At 68.9% G+C, this 17,586-nt stretch carries 15 protein-coding genes; 1 reads left to right on the top strand and 14 read right to left on the bottom strand.

Going from position 1 to position 17,586, the window contains the following annotated elements:
* Positions 1-80 precede the first annotated feature (80 nt).
* The 3 genes from AB4Y42_RS13610 to AB4Y42_RS13600 are packed head-to-tail and all read right to left on the bottom strand — an operon-like array spanning position 81 to position 2,246.
* Positions 81-926 (bottom strand): anti-sigma factor, encoded by an 846-nt coding sequence (locus AB4Y42_RS13610; RefSeq protein WP_368690534.1) that lies wholly within the window; start codon positions 924-926, stop codon positions 81-83.
* Positions 923-1,441: a sigma-70 family RNA polymerase sigma factor gene (locus AB4Y42_RS13605; protein ID WP_028205375.1), complete on the bottom strand. Its 519-nt coding sequence runs from the start codon at positions 1,439-1,441 to the stop codon at positions 923-925. Before AB4Y42_RS13605 ends, AB4Y42_RS13610 begins: the two co-directional genes overlap by 4 nt.
* 55 nt (positions 1,442-1,496) lie before the next feature.
* Complete coding sequence (locus AB4Y42_RS13600) at positions 1,497-2,246, bottom strand: transcriptional regulator (protein ID WP_368694478.1); 750 nt, start codon at positions 2,244-2,246, stop codon at positions 1,497-1,499.
* 404 nt (positions 2,247-2,650) lie between these two features.
* Here AB4Y42_RS13600 and AB4Y42_RS13595 point away from each other — a divergent pair, with 404 nt between their 5' ends.
* Positions 2,651-4,705 (top strand): hypothetical protein, encoded by a 2,055-nt coding sequence (locus tag AB4Y42_RS13595; protein ID WP_368694542.1) that lies wholly within the window; start codon positions 2,651-2,653, stop codon positions 4,703-4,705.
* Between the two features lie 12 nt (positions 4,706-4,717).
* Here AB4Y42_RS13595 and AB4Y42_RS13590 read toward each other — a convergent pair whose 3' ends face one another.
* The 11 genes from AB4Y42_RS13590 to aroQ form a co-directional block, all read right to left on the bottom strand.
* Positions 4,718-5,701 carry a diguanylate cyclase gene (locus AB4Y42_RS13590; RefSeq protein WP_368690591.1) on the bottom strand — a complete coding sequence of 328 codons (984 nt, stop codon included), beginning with the start codon at positions 5,699-5,701 and terminating at the stop codon, positions 4,718-4,720.
* Positions 5,702-5,900: 199 nt separating this feature from the next.
* Positions 5,901-6,926, bottom strand: coding sequence for a chemotaxis response regulator protein-glutamate methylesterase (locus AB4Y42_RS13585; protein WP_368694477.1), 1,026 nt, complete (start codon positions 6,924-6,926; stop codon positions 5,901-5,903).
* Entirely contained in the window at positions 6,923-9,226 is a 2,304-nt protein-coding gene (locus AB4Y42_RS13580; RefSeq protein WP_368694476.1) for a hybrid sensor histidine kinase/response regulator, read from the bottom strand. Before AB4Y42_RS13580 ends, AB4Y42_RS13585 begins: the two co-directional genes overlap by 4 nt.
* On the bottom strand, positions 9,223-9,915 hold the full coding sequence (locus AB4Y42_RS13575; protein ID WP_368694475.1) for a chemotaxis protein CheW: 693 nt from the start codon (positions 9,913-9,915) through the stop codon (positions 9,223-9,225). The genes AB4Y42_RS13580 and AB4Y42_RS13575 overlap by 4 nt, the downstream gene beginning before the upstream one ends.
* On the bottom strand, positions 9,908-11,386 hold the full coding sequence (locus AB4Y42_RS13570) for a CheR family methyltransferase (protein WP_368694474.1): 1,479 nt from the start codon (positions 11,384-11,386) through the stop codon (positions 9,908-9,910). Before AB4Y42_RS13570 ends, AB4Y42_RS13575 begins: the two co-directional genes overlap by 8 nt.
* Positions 11,383-11,877 carry a chemotaxis protein CheW gene (locus AB4Y42_RS13565; RefSeq protein ID WP_368694473.1) on the bottom strand — a complete coding sequence of 165 codons (495 nt, stop codon included), beginning with the start codon at positions 11,875-11,877 and terminating at the stop codon, positions 11,383-11,385. Before AB4Y42_RS13565 ends, AB4Y42_RS13570 begins: the two co-directional genes overlap by 4 nt.
* A 13-nt stretch (positions 11,878-11,890) precedes the next feature.
* On the bottom strand, positions 11,891-13,564 hold the full coding sequence (locus tag AB4Y42_RS13560; protein WP_368694472.1) for a methyl-accepting chemotaxis protein: 1,674 nt from the start codon (positions 13,562-13,564) through the stop codon (positions 11,891-11,893).
* A gap of 331 nt (positions 13,565-13,895) precedes the next feature.
* Positions 13,896-14,564 carry a TetR/AcrR family transcriptional regulator gene (locus tag AB4Y42_RS13555; RefSeq protein ID WP_368694471.1) on the bottom strand — a complete coding sequence of 223 codons (669 nt, stop codon included), beginning with the start codon at positions 14,562-14,564 and terminating at the stop codon, positions 13,896-13,898.
* Positions 14,565-14,685: 121 nt separating this feature from the next.
* Positions 14,686-15,984 carry an MFS transporter gene (locus tag AB4Y42_RS13550; RefSeq protein ID WP_368694541.1) on the bottom strand — a complete coding sequence of 433 codons (1,299 nt, stop codon included), beginning with the start codon at positions 15,982-15,984 and terminating at the stop codon, positions 14,686-14,688.
* A gap of 193 nt (positions 15,985-16,177) precedes the next feature.
* A complete protein-coding gene (locus AB4Y42_RS13545; RefSeq protein WP_368694470.1) occupies positions 16,178-17,098 on the bottom strand; it encodes a shikimate dehydrogenase in 921 nt (306 codons plus the stop codon).
* On the bottom strand, positions 17,095-17,550 hold the full coding sequence (aroQ, locus tag AB4Y42_RS13540; RefSeq protein ID WP_158762774.1) for a type II 3-dehydroquinate dehydratase: 456 nt from the start codon (positions 17,548-17,550) through the stop codon (positions 17,095-17,097). Before aroQ ends, AB4Y42_RS13545 begins: the two co-directional genes overlap by 4 nt.
* Positions 17,551-17,586 lie beyond the last annotated feature (36 nt).

Below are 17,586 nucleotides of genomic sequence, written 5' to 3'. Positions count from 1 at the left end.
GTTTCCTTGCTTTCGCGTCATACCGACGCGAAAGCAACGAAAGGCTAACCCGGCCAGGAACAACAACAAAAGACCAACCCTCACCGCGGCGTCAGCTGCGCATAAACATCATGCGCAAGCTGCAGCAGCTCCTTACGGTCGATCCCGCCCGAAAGCGCATAACCAAAGTCGCCATCCACCCAATAAAACACATTCACCGGCCCGTCCTGATAAAGCTTGAACGCGGTCGTGTTGGCGCTCGTCTTACGGTGCGAGATACACAGCGTCACCCGCTCGCCTCGCGCGTTGTGATACATGAACTGCGCAACTTCGCCGCCGTCGTCGGCCGGCAACAAGCGCCCCCCCGAAAGCTCGAACCCGCTCTTCGAGAGCATCGGCGCGTGCACGTTGGTGCCGAGCCGGTTCGCGAGCCACTTCACGAAGTCCTGCTCCTGGCTGACGTCCATCGTGTCGGGCCGCGCCACCGTCGGCATGTAGACCACATGCGCCAACGCCGCTTGCTGCGCGAAGCGCATGGAGTTGTCCGCGCTCACCGCCCGCAGCTCGCCGCCGCCAGCCGCGCCTGCGGCTCCGCCCGTGCCGCTCATGCCGTAGTGCATGCCCCACCCGATTCCCACGCCCAGCACCAGCGCCGCCGCAAGGCCCGCGAAGCGCGGCCAGTTCGCCGCCGGGCGCGTGTCTCGCACCGCTTGCGACCCGGGTTCGGGAGCGGCCACGCGCAGGCGCGCGGGCAGCGGCTCGTTGAGCACACGGTCGTAACGCTCGTGCAGCAGGTTGTTGAGCGCGAAGAAGTCGCTCGCGCGCGCGGCAAGCTCGGGGTTGCGCTCGAGCTCGCGCTCCACGTCGGCGCGGCGCGCCTCGGAAAGCGTGCCGTCCACGTAGGCGTGGATCTCGTCTTGCGTGACTGGATTTTGTTGCTCGCTCATCGCACCACCTTCAGATTCGCACGCGGGACGGAACCGGCCATGAGCGCCCGCAAGCGCTCACGTCCCCTCGACAGACGCGACATGACCGTGCCGATCGGTATGTCGAGCGCCAATGCGACATCGGCGTAACTCATCTCCTCCAGTCCTACCAGAAGCACCACCTCGCGCTGCTCCACGGGCAGGCGCTGCAGCGCGAAGTCCAGATCGCGCACTTCGAGCGCGCCCGTCTGCGTGGCGGGCACGGCATAGTCGGTTTCGGGCACGCTGTCGTCGTCGACGGAAACGTGCGCGCCGCGTGCCGCCGACTTGCGCACCTGGTTCACGAACAGGTTGTGCATGATCGTGAAAAGCCAGGCGCGCAGGTCGGTGCCCGAACGAAACAACTCCGTGCGGGCGATGGCGCGCTCGAGCGTGTCCTGCACGAGGTCGTCGGCGAGCTCGCGGTTGTTGATCAGCGCGCGCGCGTAGCGTCGCAGGCGCGGCACGTGTTCTATCAGCTCGTCACGGATGTCCATGTTTCATCCTGGATTGCCGCAAGGGTCATTGCGCGGTTTGCATCGTCGGGCAGGTTCACGATCCTTCGCCTTCATGCGCCGGCTGCGTGGCGAGCGTCGCGAGATCCGCCGCGCGCATCAAGCCGCGCGTTTGGGCGTTGCCCGCGAGCACCCAGCGCGTGCCGCGCTCGCGCCACATCAGGAGCCGCAGCGGACCCGCGCGGTGGGCGCTCCACTGCGGCGCCGCGCCGGCCAGCCAGGCACGGCTCGCGAGCAGCACCACGCGCTCGCCCTGGTTGTTCTCGTAGACATAGCGCTGCGCCCTCGCGAACGGGCCGACCCGCACTTCGCCGCCGCCGAGAAAGTGCAGGCCCGCCGCGCCGAAATCGAACGGCGCACGCGCCGCGCCCGCTTCCAGCGCCTCCGGCTGCGCGTTTTCGGCTTCCATCAGCGCCATCACCGCGGCATTGTTCAGCACTTGCTGCGACGGCTCGGTCACGCCGATCCACGCCACTGCGGCGCCCGTCATCGCCAGGGCGGCCGCGAGGGCGATAGCGTAGCGCAACACCCGCCTGCTTCGGGCTGGGGCGGTGCGCGAGTGCGCCGCCTGCGCGGTCGACGCACCCGGCGCACCCGGCGCCGGGTAAGCATCGCGGATCTGCGCGTTCAGGCGCCGGTAGAACAGGATGCGATGCCATTCGCCGGGCTTGCCCGCGAGGTAGCGCCGCACGTGCGCCGCCCGCGCGCCGGCAAGCGTGCCGTCGCTATAGGCCTGGATATCGGCTTCGGAAACCGGCGGCTCGTCGAGCGGCCCGCGAAACTTCATGATCGTGAATCGATGCTGATTGGGTGGAGATGCGGGGGCTAACGCGCGGCGGGCGCGGATTATTCCCGCGGGCGGCGAAATTCCCCTTTTGCGCGGCGCTCGAGCGATTTTGCGCCACGCGGGTGCCCCATTCACCGCATCCGCATAAAAAAACGCCACATTACCCGCATTGAATAATATTTGAATTATTTCCTTAAAAGCGCATGCGAGCATCACGCCCAACTGCCGCGCACCCTGCGGCAGGTTCGTGATTGATGGGAATTCAAGTGAAAAATGCTGCTCGCCTCATTGCCTTGTCGGTTGCGCTGCAAGGTCTCGCCATTCAACCCTGCGTTGCGCAAAGCACGCTCAACTACACCACGTCCTGGATCGGCAACAGCTTCGGTTTCGGCGACGGCAAGTGGATGCAGCAGGACGTCCAGGCGATTGCCGTCGCGCCCGACGGCACCGTCTACGCGAACGCGCCCTGGGACGAAAGCGGCAGCGAGATCGGCGTCTACCGCGGCGGAGACAAGCTCGCCGTGGCCGGCAACACGCACGGCTGGGGCAATGCGGGCGGCGACGCCATCGCGGCGAACAGCACTTACGTCTATGCCGCGATGTCGATCGGCAACCAGAGCAACGCTCTCGTGGGCGCGGACTATCCGCCCGCCAACCAGACGTGGTTCGGCGTGACGCGCCGGCTGCGCTCGAACGTGGCGCAGGGCGCGCCGTTTGCGAGCGGCATCGGCAACAGCGCGAACGCGACGAAAAACAGCTTCCTGCGCGTGCTCGCGGCGCCGGGCAGCAGCGACGGCGCCGTGCGCGGCCTGGCCGCCACCGACGCCGAGCTGTACGTTGCCGATACCGCGGACAGCCGCATCGTGGTCTACGACGCGCAAACCATGCGTCAGATGCGTGCTTTCTCCGTGCCGACGCCGGGCCGCATCGCGCTGGCCACGGACGGCACGCTCTGGGTGATCCAGGGCATGCAGGACGCGAACGGATCGAGCATCGGTCACTACCGCAAGGACGGCACCGCGCTCAACGATGCGCCCGTGCTGCCCGCGGGCAGCGTGCCCACCGACCTTGCGTTCGCGCCTTCCGGCCAACTCTCGATTGCCGACAACGGCCCCTCGCAGCAGATTCTGCTTTACGCCCGCGCGTCGAGCGGCCAGATGGCGGCCGCGGGTACGCTCGGCACGCGCCAGGGCATCTTCCACGTCGTGGAGGGCACGCCCGGCGACTGGCGCTTCAACGGCATCACCAGCATCGGCTACGACCAGGCGGGCAACCTGTACGTCGCGCAAAACGGCCAGGGGCCGCGGCCGTACGGCACCGCGCTCGTCGGTCAGGGGGCGGTGCTCGAAAGTTACGCGATGGGCACACGTACGCTGGGCTGGCGCCTCGATGGCCTGACCTTCGTCGATGCCGCCGCCTTCGACCCCGCCAACACCGCGAACGTCTTCACCGGCTCGAAGCGCTTCACGCTCGACTACCGCCAGGCGCCCGGCAAGCAATGGACCTATGCGGGCTTCACGCTCAACCGCTTCGCGTATCCCGACGATCCCGCGCTGCACTCCACGCGCGGCGTGCGCGGCTCGCCCATGGTGCGCCGCTTCAATGGCCAGCCATTCCTCTATACGCTCGACCAGTACGCACACTACCTGAACATCTACCGCTTCTCGCCTTCAACCGATGGCGAAGTCGCGATTCCCTCGGGCCTGCTCGCCCAGAATCCGATGCCCGGCAACTGGCCCGCCGGCCAGCCGACCTACGGCGAGTGGATGTGGCGCGATGCGAACGGCGACGGCCACGTGGACGCCAGCGAGATCGCCTCGAACCCCTCGACGGGCGCGACCGTCGGCAACGGCTACTGGTGGGTGGACACGCCCGGCAACGTGTGGCTCGCCACGCCCCTTTCGGGGATTCGCGAGATGCCGATGCAAGGGCTCGACGTGCAGGGCAATCCGCAGTACACCTACGCATCGTCGAAGATGTTCCCGATGCCGGCGCCGTTCAACCGCATCGCGCGGATCGTCTACGTGGCCGAAACCGACACGATGTACATCACCGGCTTCACCGCGAACATTCCGTGGGATGCGTCGCACTGGAAGGAAGCGGGGCCCGTGCTCGCGCGTTACGACAACTGGTCGAGCGGTTCGCCCACGCTCACGTGGCAGGCGTCATTGCCCTGGAATACGGGCAGCAGCCCGCAGGTGACGACGGTGGGAATCGCCGTGGCCGGCAACTACGTGTTCATCGCGGAGCTCTACACGCAGAAGGTCGACGTGTACGACGCGCGCAGCGGCCAGATCGTCGGCTCGATGACGCCCGGTGCGAACGTGGGCAACACGAGCGGTTGGGTGGACATCTATATGGGCATGAGCGCCGCGCAGCGCGATAACGGCGATTACGTGGTGCTCGTGGAGGACGACGCGCGCGCCAGGATCCTCATGTACGACTGGACGCCAGCTTGAGGCGCCGCGGCTTTACGGCCGCCCCGACGCGTGCGTGGAAAACGCCACGCGATTACGGCCGTCCCGCTTTGCACGATACAGCGCGGCGTCGGCTTCCTCGATCAGCGCGGTTTCCGCGAGCCCCGGCGCGGGCGTGAGCGTCGCCACGCCGATGCTGATCGTGAGGTGCTCGCTCACGGCGGAGCCCACGTGCGGCAACGCGAGCCCCACCACGTCGCGGCGCATTTTCTCGGCGAGCAGCCGCGCGCCCGCGCTGCCCGTGCCCGGCAGCACCACGGCGAACTCTTCGCCGCCGAAGCGCGCCACGAGGTCGCGCGGCTGACGTATCTCGCGGCGGATCGTCGTCGCCACCGAGCGCAGCACGTTGTCGCCTGCCACGTGGCCGTAGGTGTCGTTGTAGGGCTTGAAGTAGTCCACGTCGATCATCAGCAGCGACACTTCGGTGCGCTCGCGCTCCGCCCGCTTCCACTCGGCGCTCAGGAATTCGTCCAGATAGCGCCGGTTCGAGAGGCCGGTCAGGCCATCCGAATGCGTGAGGCGGCGCAGCTCGAGGTTCGCCCGCAGCAGTTCCTGCTGCGAGCGGCGCAGCGCGCGATAGGCCTCGTCGCGCTGCAGCATGCTTACGTAGGAGCGCGAATGATATTTCACGCGCGCGATCAGCTCGACGCTGTCCGGCAGCTTGACGAGGTAATCGTTGGCCCCCGAGGCGAACGCCGCGCTCTTGATGGCGGGTTCTTCCTTGGTGGAGAGCACGATGATCGGCACGTCGCGCGTCGCTTCGTTCGCGCGGTAGGCGCGCACGAGCGTGAGGCCGTCGGTGCCCGGCATCACGAGGTCCTGCAGGATCACGGTCGGGCGCACTTCCTCGGCCATGCGCACGGCCTGGTCGGGATGCGCGCAGTAGTGGAAATCGATCTCGCGCTCGCTGGCGAGCGCCCGGCGCACGGCCTCCGCCACGATCGCCTGGTCGTCCACCAGCAGCACCATCATCGGCATGTCGGCGGCGGGCAGCGTCTGCTCCAGCGCGCTGCGCACGGCCTCCAGCGCGACGGCGAGCGAAGCGTCGTCGGCGCTGCCAGGGTCGAGACCCGCGTCGACGCCGACGTCCGGCCCGATGCCGTCGGCAACGTTTGCGCTGGTGGGAAGATTGGACTTCTCGGTCATGATATCGGTCGCGTCTCGTGATGGCTGGCGTCTAGCCGGCGGGTTGATGCAGTAGTTTCACCCGGCTCGCAAGCTCGGCGGCAATGGCGCCGAGCGGCAGGATCGCGCGCGCGGCGAACAGCGCGGCCGCCGCCTTGGGCATGCCGTATACGGCGCTCGTCGCCTCGTCCTGGGCGATGGTGTGCCAGCCCTTGGCGCGCATCGCCTTCAGGCCGATGGCGCCGTCGCGCCCCATGCCCGTGAGCAGCACGCCGATCGCCTCGCCGGTCCAGGACTCGACGAGGCTGTGAAAGAACGTGTCGACGGAGGGACGGTAGGGTGTGTCGGCCGGCTCGCGAGTGTAAGCCAGCTTGCCGCCCGCTGTCATGCGCAGATGATCGTTGGTCGCGGCGAGCAGCACGCAGCCGGGCTCGGGCTGTTCGCCTTCGAGCGCGATGCGCACCGTGAGCGGCGTCTGGCCGTCGAGCCAGGCGGCCATGCCCGCGGCGAACGACTGGTCCACGTGCTGCACGATCACGATGCTCGCGCCGAAACTGGCGGGCAGCGCGCCGAGCACGGCGGCGAGCGCGCTGGGCCCGCCCGCCGAGGCGCCGATCGCAATGAGCGGTGCTTTTGCCATGCCGGCAGCGCTGAACGCCGGCGTGCGCGCGGCGAGATCGAGCGCGCCTGAAACGCGCCCGATCTGCTCGATCTTCGCGAGCAGCAGGTCCATGGTGCGGCGTGTATCGGGCCCGGCAAGCGTGGGGGTATCGACGGCATCGAGCGCGCCCGCGCCCATCGCCTCGTACACGCGCCAGGCGTTCGCGCCTACGCTGCTCGTGACGATCAGAATGGGGCACGGCGAGCGCGCCATGATCTGCCGCGTGGCCTCCACGCCGTCGAGCTTCGGCATCACGAGATCCATGAGGATCACGTCGGGCACCTGCGCCGCGCAGAACTGCACCGCATCTTCGCCGTTCGCGGCGACCCACAGCACGCGATGGCCCGGCCGCGTCGCGATGGCCTGACGCAGCGCCTCGACCGCTAGCGGCATGTCGTTGGCGATACCGATGTTCATCCTGCCGCCTCTCCGATCAGGTCGTTCACTGCGTCGAGCAGCGCTTCGTCATGGAAGCTGCCCTTGGTCAGATAGTAGTCGGCGCCCGCGTCGAGGCCGCGCCGCCGGTCGTCTTCACGATCCTTGTACGAAACGATCATCACCGGCACGTTGCGATGCATCGCGTCCCCCTTGATCATCGTGACGAGTTCGATGCCGTCCATGCGCGGCATGTCGACGTCGGTGATGACGAGGTCGAAGTGCGCGTTGCGCAAGGTGCTCCAGCCGTCCATGCCGTCCACCGCCACCGTGACGTCGTAGCCGCGTTTTTCGAGCAGCTTGCGCTCCAGCTCCCGCACCGTCAAGGAGTCCTCGACAACCAGAATGCGCTTGCGAGCGCGCGCCCCATCGTGTGCGCCGCCGCGCGCCACGCCCGCGAGCTGGCCGTCGCGCACGAGCCGCGCAACCGACGTCACGATGTCCTCCACGTCGACGATCAGCACGACCTCGCCGTCGTCGAGCAGCGCCGCCGCCGAGACGTTGCGCACCTTGCCCAGACGCGCGTCGAGCGGCTGCACGGCGAGCGTACGCTCGCCCGCGAAGCGGTCCACGGCCACGCCATAGAGGCCCGCCTCGCTGCCCACCAGCACGACGTTCAGGTCTGCCGCGGTCGTGGCTTCGGCACCCGCGCCGAGCAGCTGGCGCGCGGTCACGAGCCCCACGGGCCGCCCTTCGAAGGCAATGTGCTGCTGGCCTTCGAGCATCTCGATCGTGCTGCGCGGCACGCTGAGCGCGCGGCGCACGTGCGCGAGCGGGAACGCATAGGCCTCGCCCGCGACCTCGACGATCAGGCTGCGCACCACCGAGAGCGTGAGCGGCAACTGCAGCACGAAGCGCGTGCCCCGCCCGGCCGCGCTCTCGATGCGCACCGTGCCGCGCACGGCCTTCGCGAAGTTTTGCACGGCGTCGAGGCCGACGCCGCGGCCCGACACGTCGGTGACGGTGTCGCGCAGCGAGAAGCCCGGCAGCAGCAGGAAGTCGAACAGCTCGGCGTCGGACATCGCGGCCACGGCCTGGGGCTGCGCGAGCGAGCGCGAGACGATGCTCGCGCGCAATGCGTCCAGATCGATGCCCGCGCCGTCGTCGGCCACGGCGATCAGCAGCTTGCCGGCGCTATGGCGCGCTTCGAGCGTGAGGCTCGCCTCTTCGGGCTTGCCCGCGCGCCGTCTCGTTGCGGGATCCTCGATACCGTGGTCGAGCGCATTGCGCAGCAGGTGGCCGAGCGGCGCGTCGAGCATTTCGAGGATGTCGCGGTCCACTTGCGTCGACTCGCCCACAATCGCGAAGCGCACGCGCTTGCCGAGCGAGCGTGCAAGGTCGCGCACCACGCGCGGATAGGTGTGCGCCGTGTCGCCGAACGGCCGCATGCGGCATTGCAGGGCCTCGTCGTAGAGGCGTTGCGCGAGTTGCGTGCCGCGCCGGTCGATGCGATCGACGTCGTCGAATCGTTCGGATAGCTGACGATCCAGCGACCCTACTGCATTGCGAATTGCTGCGAGCGCGGCGCGCGCATCGACGTCGAGCGCATCTCCGTGGCGTTCCTGGAACTGGCCCAGCGCCGCGAGCACGTCGCCCTGCGCGCGGCGCGTGCGCAAGAGCCCCTCCGCAAACGGCCGCATGCGGCGCGACGCCACCAGCGATTCGCCCGCGAAGCCGAGCAAGCGGTCGAGCGTGCCGGCGCGTACGCGCAGCATGCGCTCGGCGTCGGCAGAACGGGGGGGCGAGGGTTGCGCCAGCGGCACGGGTTCGACGTCGCCAGATGCGACCGCCTCCGGCTCTGGCTCGGGCAGACGCAGTGACGCCGCCAGCGCGGCGAGGTCGTCGGTTGCCGGTACGCTCGCGGCGACGTCGGCCGCGGGTTTGGACACGTCGGGCTGCGCCCCGCCCTGCAGACGCGCGACGAATGCCGCGACCGCCTCGTGCGAAAGCGGGGGCGCCGCGGCATCGCCTGCCGCGCTCAGCAAGTCGATGCCGACGAGCAATGCATCGATGCGCGCCGCGTCGATGCGCAGTTCGCCGCGCTGCGCGGCCACGAAGCAGTCCTCCATCGCGCTCGCCACCTCGACCGCCTCCGGCAGGCCGACGATGCGCGCGGCGCCCTTGAGCGAGTGCGTCGCGCGCATGCAGGCTTCGAGCGTGGCGGCATCTTCCGGCGCGGACTCCAGCGCGAGCAGGCCCGCGGAAAGCGTGCGCGTCTGCGCCGCCGCCTCCTCATGGAAGAGGTCGAGCAGCGAGCGGCGGCTCAGTTCGTCGTCGCTCATCGCAAACTCCTTGCAAGCGCATCGAATAGCACCTCGGCATCGAGCACGCCCACCGAACGGCCGCGCCAGTGCGTCACGCCGCGCACGTGCCGCCCGACCGACTGCGCGAGCGTGGCGGGCGCAGGCAGGAGCGCGTCGGCGCCGAAGCTCGCCACGCCCTCCACGGCATCGACGGGAAACGCCGTCGTCGCGCCCGCCCATTCGGTCACGAGCAGGCGCGGCGTGGCGGCGCGCGACGGTGCGCCGGCCGCCGCGGCATCGATGCGCAGCAGCGCCGCCAGCGATACCGCGAGCGTGAGCACGCCGCGCACGTTCACGACGCCCAGCACGGCGGCGCTGCGCCGGTGCGGCAGCGTGTGGATGGCGCGCGCCTCGTGCACCTGGCGCAGCGCGGTGGCGGGCAGCGCGAGCCACTCGCCGCCCACGCGGAACACGAGCGAGCCTTGCTCGCGCGTGCGCGTGTCCGCGGACTCAGGCGCGCGGTCGAGCTCAAGCGCGGACGGCGCAAGCGGCGCGGGACGGTCGAGCATGCGCGCCGCCGCTGCTTCGAAAACCGGGCAGTTCAGGCAGCGCACGCATGTTTCGAGGCGCGGGCACGAGTTGTCGCCCAGCGTGCCGATGACTTTCCAGCACTGCTCGGGCAGTTGCGCCGCCGGCGCGAAGTCCTGTTCTAGTTCGCGCTCAGGCATGCGAGCCTCCTGCGTCCGCTTCGCCGCGCTGAGCGACTTCCTGTGCGGCTCGCTGCGCACGGCGCATCAGCCGGCGCGCACCTTCGGCATCGCCCTGCACTTCGAGCAGCGCCGCCAGATGCGTGAGCGCCTCATAGTGCGAAGGCTCCAGATAGATGGCCTTGCGATAGTGCGCAAGCGCAACGGCTGCGCGGCCCTGCGCATCGGCGATCAGGCCTAGCAGATACCAGGTGCCCGCGTTCTGCGTCAGCGCCTGCGCCGCTTGCGTGGCGAGGCGCTCGGCCTCGTCGAGCGCGCCGGCATCGGCCAGACGCCGCGCGTCGGCGAGCGCGGCTTCGGGCGTGGCGCCGGTGGACGGCCCTCCCGCCGCATGACCATTCACGACAGCCGCCGCGCGCGGAGCCGGCGCGCCGTGCAAGGGCCGCAGCGAGAGCCGCGACGGCGCGGACCCGCGTGCTGCCGCGGCCACGGGCGCGTCCAGCGGCGCGAACACCGGCGCGCTGCCGAGGGCGGGCGCCGCTGCCGTGGCGGCCATCACCGGCAGCGGCGTGAGCCCGGGCGGCACGGCGGCCGCCGGGCTCGCCGGATGTTGATGATCCGCCGTCGCACCGGGTTCCGGCGCGCGGAAACCGAACGCGAGCGGAATATAGGCGGACACCATCTCGTGGCGCATCATCAGCCCGGTTTCCGCCGGTCCGACGAAGATCATGCCGCCCGCCGTGAGCCGCGCACGCAGCAAGTTGATGGCGCGGTCCTGCGAGGCGCGGTCGAAATAGATCAGCACGTTGCGGCAAAAAATGAAGTCGTAGCGCACCGGATGCGGGGCGAGCCATTCGAACAGGTTCGCGCGCTCGAAAGTCACCGCCCGGCGCACCGTCGCGGCGATCCGCCAGCCGTCCGGCGCCGCCTCGAAATAGCGCTCGCGAAACGCGAGGCCGTCGCCGCGAAACGCATTGCGGCCATAGACGCCGCGCGCGGCCGCCGCGATCGACTGGCCGCTGATGTCGATCGCGTCGATGGCGGATTGCCCGGGCGCGAGGCCCGCGTCGAACAGCGCCATGGCCGCCGAGTACGGCTCCTCGCCGCTCGAGCACGGCGCGCTCAGCACGCGCAGCACGTCGCCGGGCTGCGCGGCCAGCCGCTTGGCGCCGAGGCGCGCGAGCGCCGCGAAGGCCTCGCGCTCGCGAAAGAACCAGGTCTCGGGCACCACGAGCGCGTCGATCAGCGCCTGGCGCTCGGCAGGCGTAGTCGTGAGACGCTGCCAGTAAGCTTCGCGCGCCCATTCGGGCAGCGCGGCGCCGCTCATCCACTCCTTGCGCGTGAGCGCCGGATGCAGGTCGGCGTGGACCTCGAGCGTCACCGCCGCCCGTGCGCCCACCGCGCGGGCGAGCGCGTTGGCGCCCAGCGATTCGGCGTCGATGCCGGTTTCGTCGAGCAGCCAGGCGGCGAAGCGCGGGTCGGCCTGTCTCATGGCGTGCCTTGCCACGAAGGCGGATCGGGAAAGAGCCGCGCGCGCACGCGCGCGTCGAGCAGCTGGGCCACCTTCACCCACTGTACGAAGCCGCGCTCGTCGCGCGCAACAGGGCCGAGCCAGCGCGCCTCGGGCGTCGCGATGCCGCCTTCGGCAAAGCGCTCGGGTGCAATCGACTGCGTGCGCGTCGCGCTTTCGAGCAGCAGCGCGAGGCGGCGCGGCGGCGCATGAGCGGCAGCCGGGCCGGCGTCGTCCTGACGGTCATAGACGAGCACGAGCCGCGTGGACATGAGCGCGCGCGCGGGCCGCCCGAGCGCGAGCATCGGCAGATCGACCACGGGCACGGGCGCGCCCTCGTACTCGATCACACCGGTGATATACGCGGGCGTGCCCGGAAACGCGCGCACGGGCGCGAGCGGCAGCACGTGCGCGATCTCGCGGGCATCGAGCGCGTAACGCTCGCCGTCCAGTTCGAACACCAGGAAGAGCATCGCCGCTCCCGCGTCACGCCTCGATCCTGAACCGCGACACGCCGGTGCGCAGTTCGTTGGCGACGAGCGTGAGATTGTCAATGGCCTGCGACGACTGGCGCAGCGACTCCGCCGTCTGCTGGGCGGCTTCGGAAAGCTGCGTGAGCGCCTGGGTGATCTGCTCGGCGCTGGTGGCCTGCGCCTGCATGCCGTCATTGACGACCTGGAAGCGCGGCGCGAGCGTCTGCACTGCGCCGATGATCTGCGAAAGCTGCGCGCCCACGGCCTGCACGTCGTGCATGCCGCGCCGCACTTCTTCCGCGAACTTGTCCATGCCCATCACGCCCGCCGACACCGCCGACTGGATCTCTTTCACGGTCTGCTCGATGTCGTAGGTCGCCACGGCCGTCTGGTCGGCGAGGCGGCGGATTTCGGTCGCGACCACCGAGAAGCCGCGCCCGTACTCGCCCGCCTTCTCCGCTTCGATCGCCGCATTCAGCGAAAGCAGATTGGTCTGGTCGGCCACCTTCGTGATCGTCGCCACGACCTGATTGATGCTCACGGCCTTCTCGTTGAGGATGGCGAGCTTGGCGTTCACCGAGCCCGCCGCTTCCATCACGCTGCGCATGGTGTCTTCCATGTGCGTGAGGCCGCTCTGGCTCGTGCTGGCGAGCCCGGCCGACTGCTCGGCCACCGTCGCGACCTCGCTCATGGTGCGCACGAGGTCGCGCGCCGTGGCGAAAATCTCGCGCGAGGTCGCGCCGATCTCGGTCGTGGTGGCCGCCGTCTCGCTCGCGGTGGCCTGCTGCTCCTTCGATGTTGCGGCCACTTCGGCCACCGAGGTCGAGACTTGCAGCGACGACTTCTGCGCCTGGGCGACGAGGCTGGCCAGTTCGTCGCTCATGCGGTTGAAGCCGTCTTCGAGCACGCCGAATTCGTCGCCGCGGTTCAGCGCGAGACGCTGCGACAGGTTGCCGGTGCGCATGGAGTCGTGCACCTCGACGAGGCGCGCCATCGGCACCGTGATCGCGCGATAGAGCGCGTAACCCGTGGCGAGCGCGGCGAGCAGCACGATACCCAGCGCCGTGGCGAGCGTGATCTCTGTGCCGGTGACCGAGTTGCGGATGGTCTGCGCGGACTCGTCGGCCTGCTGACGGTTTTCCTCGACGAGCGCGTTGGCCGTGGCGAGCACCTCCTGCCAGGCCGGGCCGATCTGCGCGAACGCGGCCTGCGCAGCCGGGCGCGAGGCGGGCAGCTGGCTCGCTACCGCCTTTGCCAGCGGCAGATAGCGCGCGTACGCGTCGCGAAAGCGCTGGAAGCGTTCGCGGTCGTCGCTGCGAAACAGCGTGCGTTCGTACTGCCGTGCGGTCTCCTCCACCTGCGCCAGGGCCGCGGGCAGGCCAGACAGGTCGTGGGCCACGCTGTCCGCGTCGGCATCGACGAAGGCCGCGCGCTCGACGAGGCTATAGGTCTGGTTGGCCGCCGCGCGCAGCGAGGTCGCGTAGAACAGGCCCGGCACCGAATCGCCCGTGAGGCTCATCGCCTCGCTATCGATCGCGCGCAGGCGGTCCCACGAGATCGCGGCCATCGCGAGCATCAGCACGAACAGCAGGCCGAAGCTGAAGACGATGCGCGTGCCGAGGGTGAAGCGACCCTGAGTCTGTCGAGGCAGGCCGGCTTGGCCGGAACGGGGCATGGCGGTGCTCATTGCGCTAAAGACTCTCCGGTGGCGTGGACCGGCGCGCCGGCCCTGCCGGCGAGGCGGGGCGCGGCTGCGCTGGGCGTGGCCGCACGCGGCGGCCGTGACCGCCGTAGTGTAATGCGTTTGCGCACTTTTATGGGACAAGCGATGCTAGCTGTCAGCCACGTGGGACGGGGCTCGCCGGGCTATTGGAGATAAATCTGCAGGGTTCGCCGGGAATTTTCGGCGACCCGGCGCGGCGCCGTACGGGGATCGGGCGCACCGTGGCCAATGCGTCCCGCATCGGCAGGCGCTCGGGAAGCGGCCAAAGCGGCCGGGGCGGCCGCGGCGCTGAGCCTTACTTCTTGACGAAGCGCAGCGTGGCGTCGACGACCATCTCGCGATGGCGCGCGCGCAGGCGCGGATGCGAGGGGTCGCGCCCGAACGCCGCGCCGAACGTGTGGCGGTTGCCCACGCGGTGAAAGCACATCGAGCTGATGAGCAGGTGCAGGTCGATGGGATCGATGTCTTCGCGGAACGCGCCGCTCGCCACGCCGCGCGCGAGCAGGTCTTCGATCGTGCGGATCGCGCTGGCGTTGCGGCTGCGGAAGGTCTTCAGGCGCTCGATGTACTTCGCGCCGTGAATGTTCTCGATCGTCACGAGGCGCACGAAGTCGCGATGGCGGTCGTGATAGTCGAAGGTGAATTCGACGAGCCGCCGCAGGCCTTCCATGGGGTCCAGTTCGTCGATGTGCAGGTCGAGTTCGAGCGCGCGGATGTCGCCGTAGACCTTGTCGAGCACCGCTTCGTACAGCCCTTCCTTGCTGCCGAAGTAGTAATACAGCATGCGCTTGGTGGTATTGGTGCGCTCGGCGATCGCGTCTACACGCGCGCCTGCGAGACCCATGGCCGAGAATTCGGCCGTCGCCACTTCGAGGATATTGCGCTTGGTCTGCTCGGGATCGTACTTGCGCCGGCTTTCGGATTGAGCATCGTTGCGTTCGGCCGAAGCCGCCGGTCTTGCCATGTTTTTTTGGGCCCGCAGCAGGGAAGGAATGCCGGGAATTTTAGCACGCGGGGCGCGGCCCTTTAGAAGGTGCCGCGCCCCGCTATCCCGCTGAAAGCCGCCCGCAGGCGGCCTGCGAGCCTTACAGCTCGATGCGCTTGATATCGCCCACGATGAAGATGTACGAGGCCGCGCCGATCAGCGCGATCACGCCGATGAACACGAGCGCCCAGACGAACGAGCCGGTCGCACCCACGATCAGCCCCACCACCAGCGGCGTGATGATGCCCGCGAGATTGGCCGCCAGGTTGAAGATGCCGCCCGTGAGACCGAGCATGCCGGCCGGCGCGATATCCGAAACGAGTGTCCAGCCGAGCGCGGCCATCCCTTGCGCGAAGAACGCCACCGAAAGGATCGCGATCACGGCCACGTTGCTGTCCACGAAGTTCGCCAGAATGATGGTCGAGGCGAGCAGTAGACCGGCGATGATCGGCAGCTTGCGCGCCACGTTGGCCGAGATGCCGCGGCGCAGCATCCAGTCGGAGAACGTGCCGCCGAACATCACGCCGATCGACGCGGCAATGAACGGCATGATCGCGAAGAAGCCGATCTTGAGCCAGCCCATGTGGCGCTCGGTGGCGAGGTAGGTCGGGAACCACGTGAGGAAGAACACGAGCGTGGAGTTGCCCGCGAACTGCCCGAGGCAGATGCCCGCGAGCTGACGGCGGCGCACCAGCTGGCCGGCCATGCGCCAGTCGAAGCCCTGCTTTTTCGGTTCGCCGGCAGCGGCTTGCGTGTCGGCCTTGCGCTCGTGGCGAGCCAGACCGCCGCCCGCCTCGATGTAGTCGAGTTCGGCGCGGTTGGCCGCGGGGTGCTCGTGCGGCTCGCGATACAGGAACCACCACACGACGCCGAACGCGATGCCCACGCCGCCGACCACGTAGAACAGCGAGCGCCAGCCGTACGCGCCCATCAGCGCGAAGAGGAACGGGCTGAAGAACGCGAGGCCGATGTATTCGCCCACCGTATAGGTGCCCGTGGCGAACGCGCGCTCGCTTTGCGGGAACCACGTGGCGACCACGCGGCTGTTGGTCGGGAAGCACGGCGATTCCGCGGCGCCCAGACCCAGACGGCACGCGAACAGCGCCCCCACTCCGCTGATGAAGCCCTGGGCGAGCGTGCACATCGACCAGAGCGTCATCGAAAGCCAGTAGGTGAACTTGCTGCCGAAGCGGTCGAGGAACACGCCGCCCGGAATCTGCGCGACGACGTAGCTCCACGAGAACGCCGAGAACACGAGGCCCATGAGGGCCGCGTTGATGCCCAGTTCCTTGGTGAGTTGCGGCGCTGCGATGCCGAGCACGGTGCGATCGAGGTAATTGATCATCGTGCCGACGGCCAGCAGGCCCAGGATGCGATAGCGCGCTTTCGAGCGGCGCATGACGCCCTCGGCGGGCGCGGCTGCGGAAAGGTTCGGCGCGTCGCCGCGCCCCGTGGATACGGGTGGTGCCATGTCTTCGTCTCCGATGTGTCGACGGGAGTTGGCGCTTTAGCGTTTACTCCCGTCCCATGCCTGTAAGGCGGTCGGCGGGAGTCAGCGACTTGACGCCGACGCCCGTCGCGCGCTGTCGTTGTTATTCGCCGGCGCCTGCAGCATTCGCCGCCAGCATGGACTGCAGATGCGCATACATGCGTTCCGCGTCGGGCTCGACGCCCGTGAACAGCCGGAACGCATCCACTGCCTGGTACACCGCCATGCCGCCGCCGCTCAGCGTGCGGCAGCCGCGCGCCTCGGCCGCTTCGAGCAGCGCGGTGCGGATCGGGAAATAGACAATGTCCGCCACCCACAGCCGCTGGTGCAGATACTCCGCAGGCAGCGGCATGCCGGGCAGCTTCGCCATGCCGGTGGGCGTGGCGTGTATGAGGCCCGTGGCGTGTTGGAGCACTTCGCGCAGATCGCCGCCCGCACTCACGCGCGCCGCCGGGAAGCGCGCCTGCAATTCGCTGGCGAGCGATTCGGCACGCGACGCGTCCACATCGAACAGCGTGAGCGCCTGGGCGCCCATCTGCAGCGCCGCGTGGGCGACCGCCGCGCCCGCGCCGCCCGCGCCCAGTTGCACCACTGCTTCGAGCGAGACATCGGGCAGGCCGCGCTGGTACGCGCGCGCGAAACCCGACCAGTCGGTGTTGTGGCCGATGCGCTTGCCGTCGCGGAACAACACCGTGTTCACGGCGCCGAGCGCGCGGGCGTCGTCGGAGAGTTCGTCGAGCAGTTCGATCACGGCCTGCTTGCACGGATAGGTGATGTTCAAACCGTCGAAACCCATGCGCTCGGCGGCCAGCAACAGCTCGGGCAGCGCGGCGGGCGTGAGCTTCAGCGCCTCGAGGTCGATGCGCCGGTACACATAGTGGAAGCCGAGTTCGCGGCCTTCCTGCTCCTGCATCGCGGGCGTGAGCGAGCCGCCGATGCCCGAGCCGATCAGGCCGCAGAGAAACGAGTTGGCGGTTGCGCGCGCGCCCAGCGCATTCGTTTTGGCGTCGTCCTGGGCGCTCATTTCGTCACCTTTTTGGCGAGCAGCGTGGCCATGCGCTCCAGCGCGAGCACATACCCCTGCGTGCCGCAGCCGACGATGATGGCCTCCGCGATGGGCGAAACGAAGGAATGGTGCCGGAACGCCTCGCGCTTGTGCACGTTCGAGATATGGACCTCGATCACGGGCTTCGCTATGGCGGAAAGCGCATCGGCGATCGCCACCGACGTATGCGTATAGGCAGCCGGATTGATGACGATGCCGTCCACGCGCGTGCGCGCTTCATGCAGCCAGTCGATCAGCTGATGCTCGGCGTTCGACTGGCGAAAATCGATCTCGAGCCCAAGACGCCCCGCCGCTTCGCGGCACAGGTTGGCGACGTCATCTAACGTTTCAGCGCCGTAGATCGCGGGCTCCCGCGTTCCCAGCAGATTCAGGTTCGGTCCGTTCAGGACCAGCACCGAAGGCATTCCCATTACGCACACTCCAGAACAGCTTGACGACCGGCACGG

Source organism: Paraburkholderia sp. EG286B (assembly GCF_040965655.1).
Lineage (GTDB): Bacteria > Pseudomonadota > Gammaproteobacteria > Burkholderiales > Burkholderiaceae > Paraburkholderia.
The sequence above is the reverse complement of the archived record's forward strand: the minus strand, read 5'-3'. Positions and strand labels throughout refer to the sequence as shown.

What these genes read in the sequence shown, in the direction of transcription:
- AB4Y42_RS13600 (WP_368694478.1), bottom strand. Translation starts at nt 2,246, where the DNA reads ATGAAGTTTCGCGGGCCGCTCGACGAGCCGCCGGTTTCCGAAGCCGAT.
- AB4Y42_RS13580 (WP_368694476.1), bottom strand. Translation starts at nt 9,226, where the DNA reads ATGAGCGACGACGAACTGAGCCGCCGCTCGCTGCTCGACCTCTTCCAT.
- AB4Y42_RS13605 (WP_028205375.1), bottom strand. Translation starts at nt 1,441, where the DNA reads ATGGACATCCGTGACGAGCTGATAGAACACGTGCCGCGCCTGCGACGC.
- AB4Y42_RS13610 (WP_368690534.1), bottom strand. Translation starts at nt 926, where the DNA reads ATGAGCGAGCAACAAAATCCAGTCACGCAAGACGAGATCCACGCCTAC.
- AB4Y42_RS13550 (WP_368694541.1), bottom strand. Translation starts at nt 15,984, where the DNA reads ATGCGCCGCTCGAAAGCGCGCTATCGCATCCTGGGCCTGCTGGCCGTC.
- AB4Y42_RS13560 (WP_368694472.1), bottom strand. Translation starts at nt 13,564, where the DNA reads ATGAGCACCGCCATGCCCCGTTCCGGCCAAGCCGGCCTGCCTCGACAG.
- aroQ (WP_158762774.1), bottom strand. Translation starts at nt 17,550, where the DNA reads ATGGGAATGCCTTCGGTGCTGGTCCTGAACGGACCGAACCTGAATCTG.
- AB4Y42_RS13555 (WP_368694471.1), bottom strand. Translation starts at nt 14,564, where the DNA reads ATGGCAAGACCGGCGGCTTCGGCCGAACGCAACGATGCTCAATCCGAA.
- AB4Y42_RS13570 (WP_368694474.1), bottom strand. Translation starts at nt 11,386, where the DNA reads ATGAGACAGGCCGACCCGCGCTTCGCCGCCTGGCTGCTCGACGAAACC.
- AB4Y42_RS13565 (WP_368694473.1), bottom strand. Translation starts at nt 11,877, where the DNA reads ATGCTCTTCCTGGTGTTCGAACTGGACGGCGAGCGTTACGCGCTCGAT.
- AB4Y42_RS13545 (WP_368694470.1), bottom strand. Translation starts at nt 17,098, where the DNA reads ATGAGCGCCCAGGACGACGCCAAAACGAATGCGCTGGGCGCGCGCGCA.
- AB4Y42_RS13575 (WP_368694475.1), bottom strand. Translation starts at nt 9,915, where the DNA reads ATGCCTGAGCGCGAACTAGAACAGGACTTCGCGCCGGCGGCGCAACTG.
- AB4Y42_RS13590 (WP_368690591.1), bottom strand. Translation starts at nt 5,701, where the DNA reads ATGCCGATGATGGTGCTGCTGGTGGACGACCAGGCGATCGTGGCGGAG.
- AB4Y42_RS13595 (WP_368694542.1), top strand. Translation starts at nt 2,651, where the DNA reads ATGCAGCAGGACGTCCAGGCGATTGCCGTCGCGCCCGACGGCACCGTC.
- AB4Y42_RS13585 (WP_368694477.1), bottom strand. Translation starts at nt 6,926, where the DNA reads ATGAACATCGGTATCGCCAACGACATGCCGCTAGCGGTCGAGGCGCTG.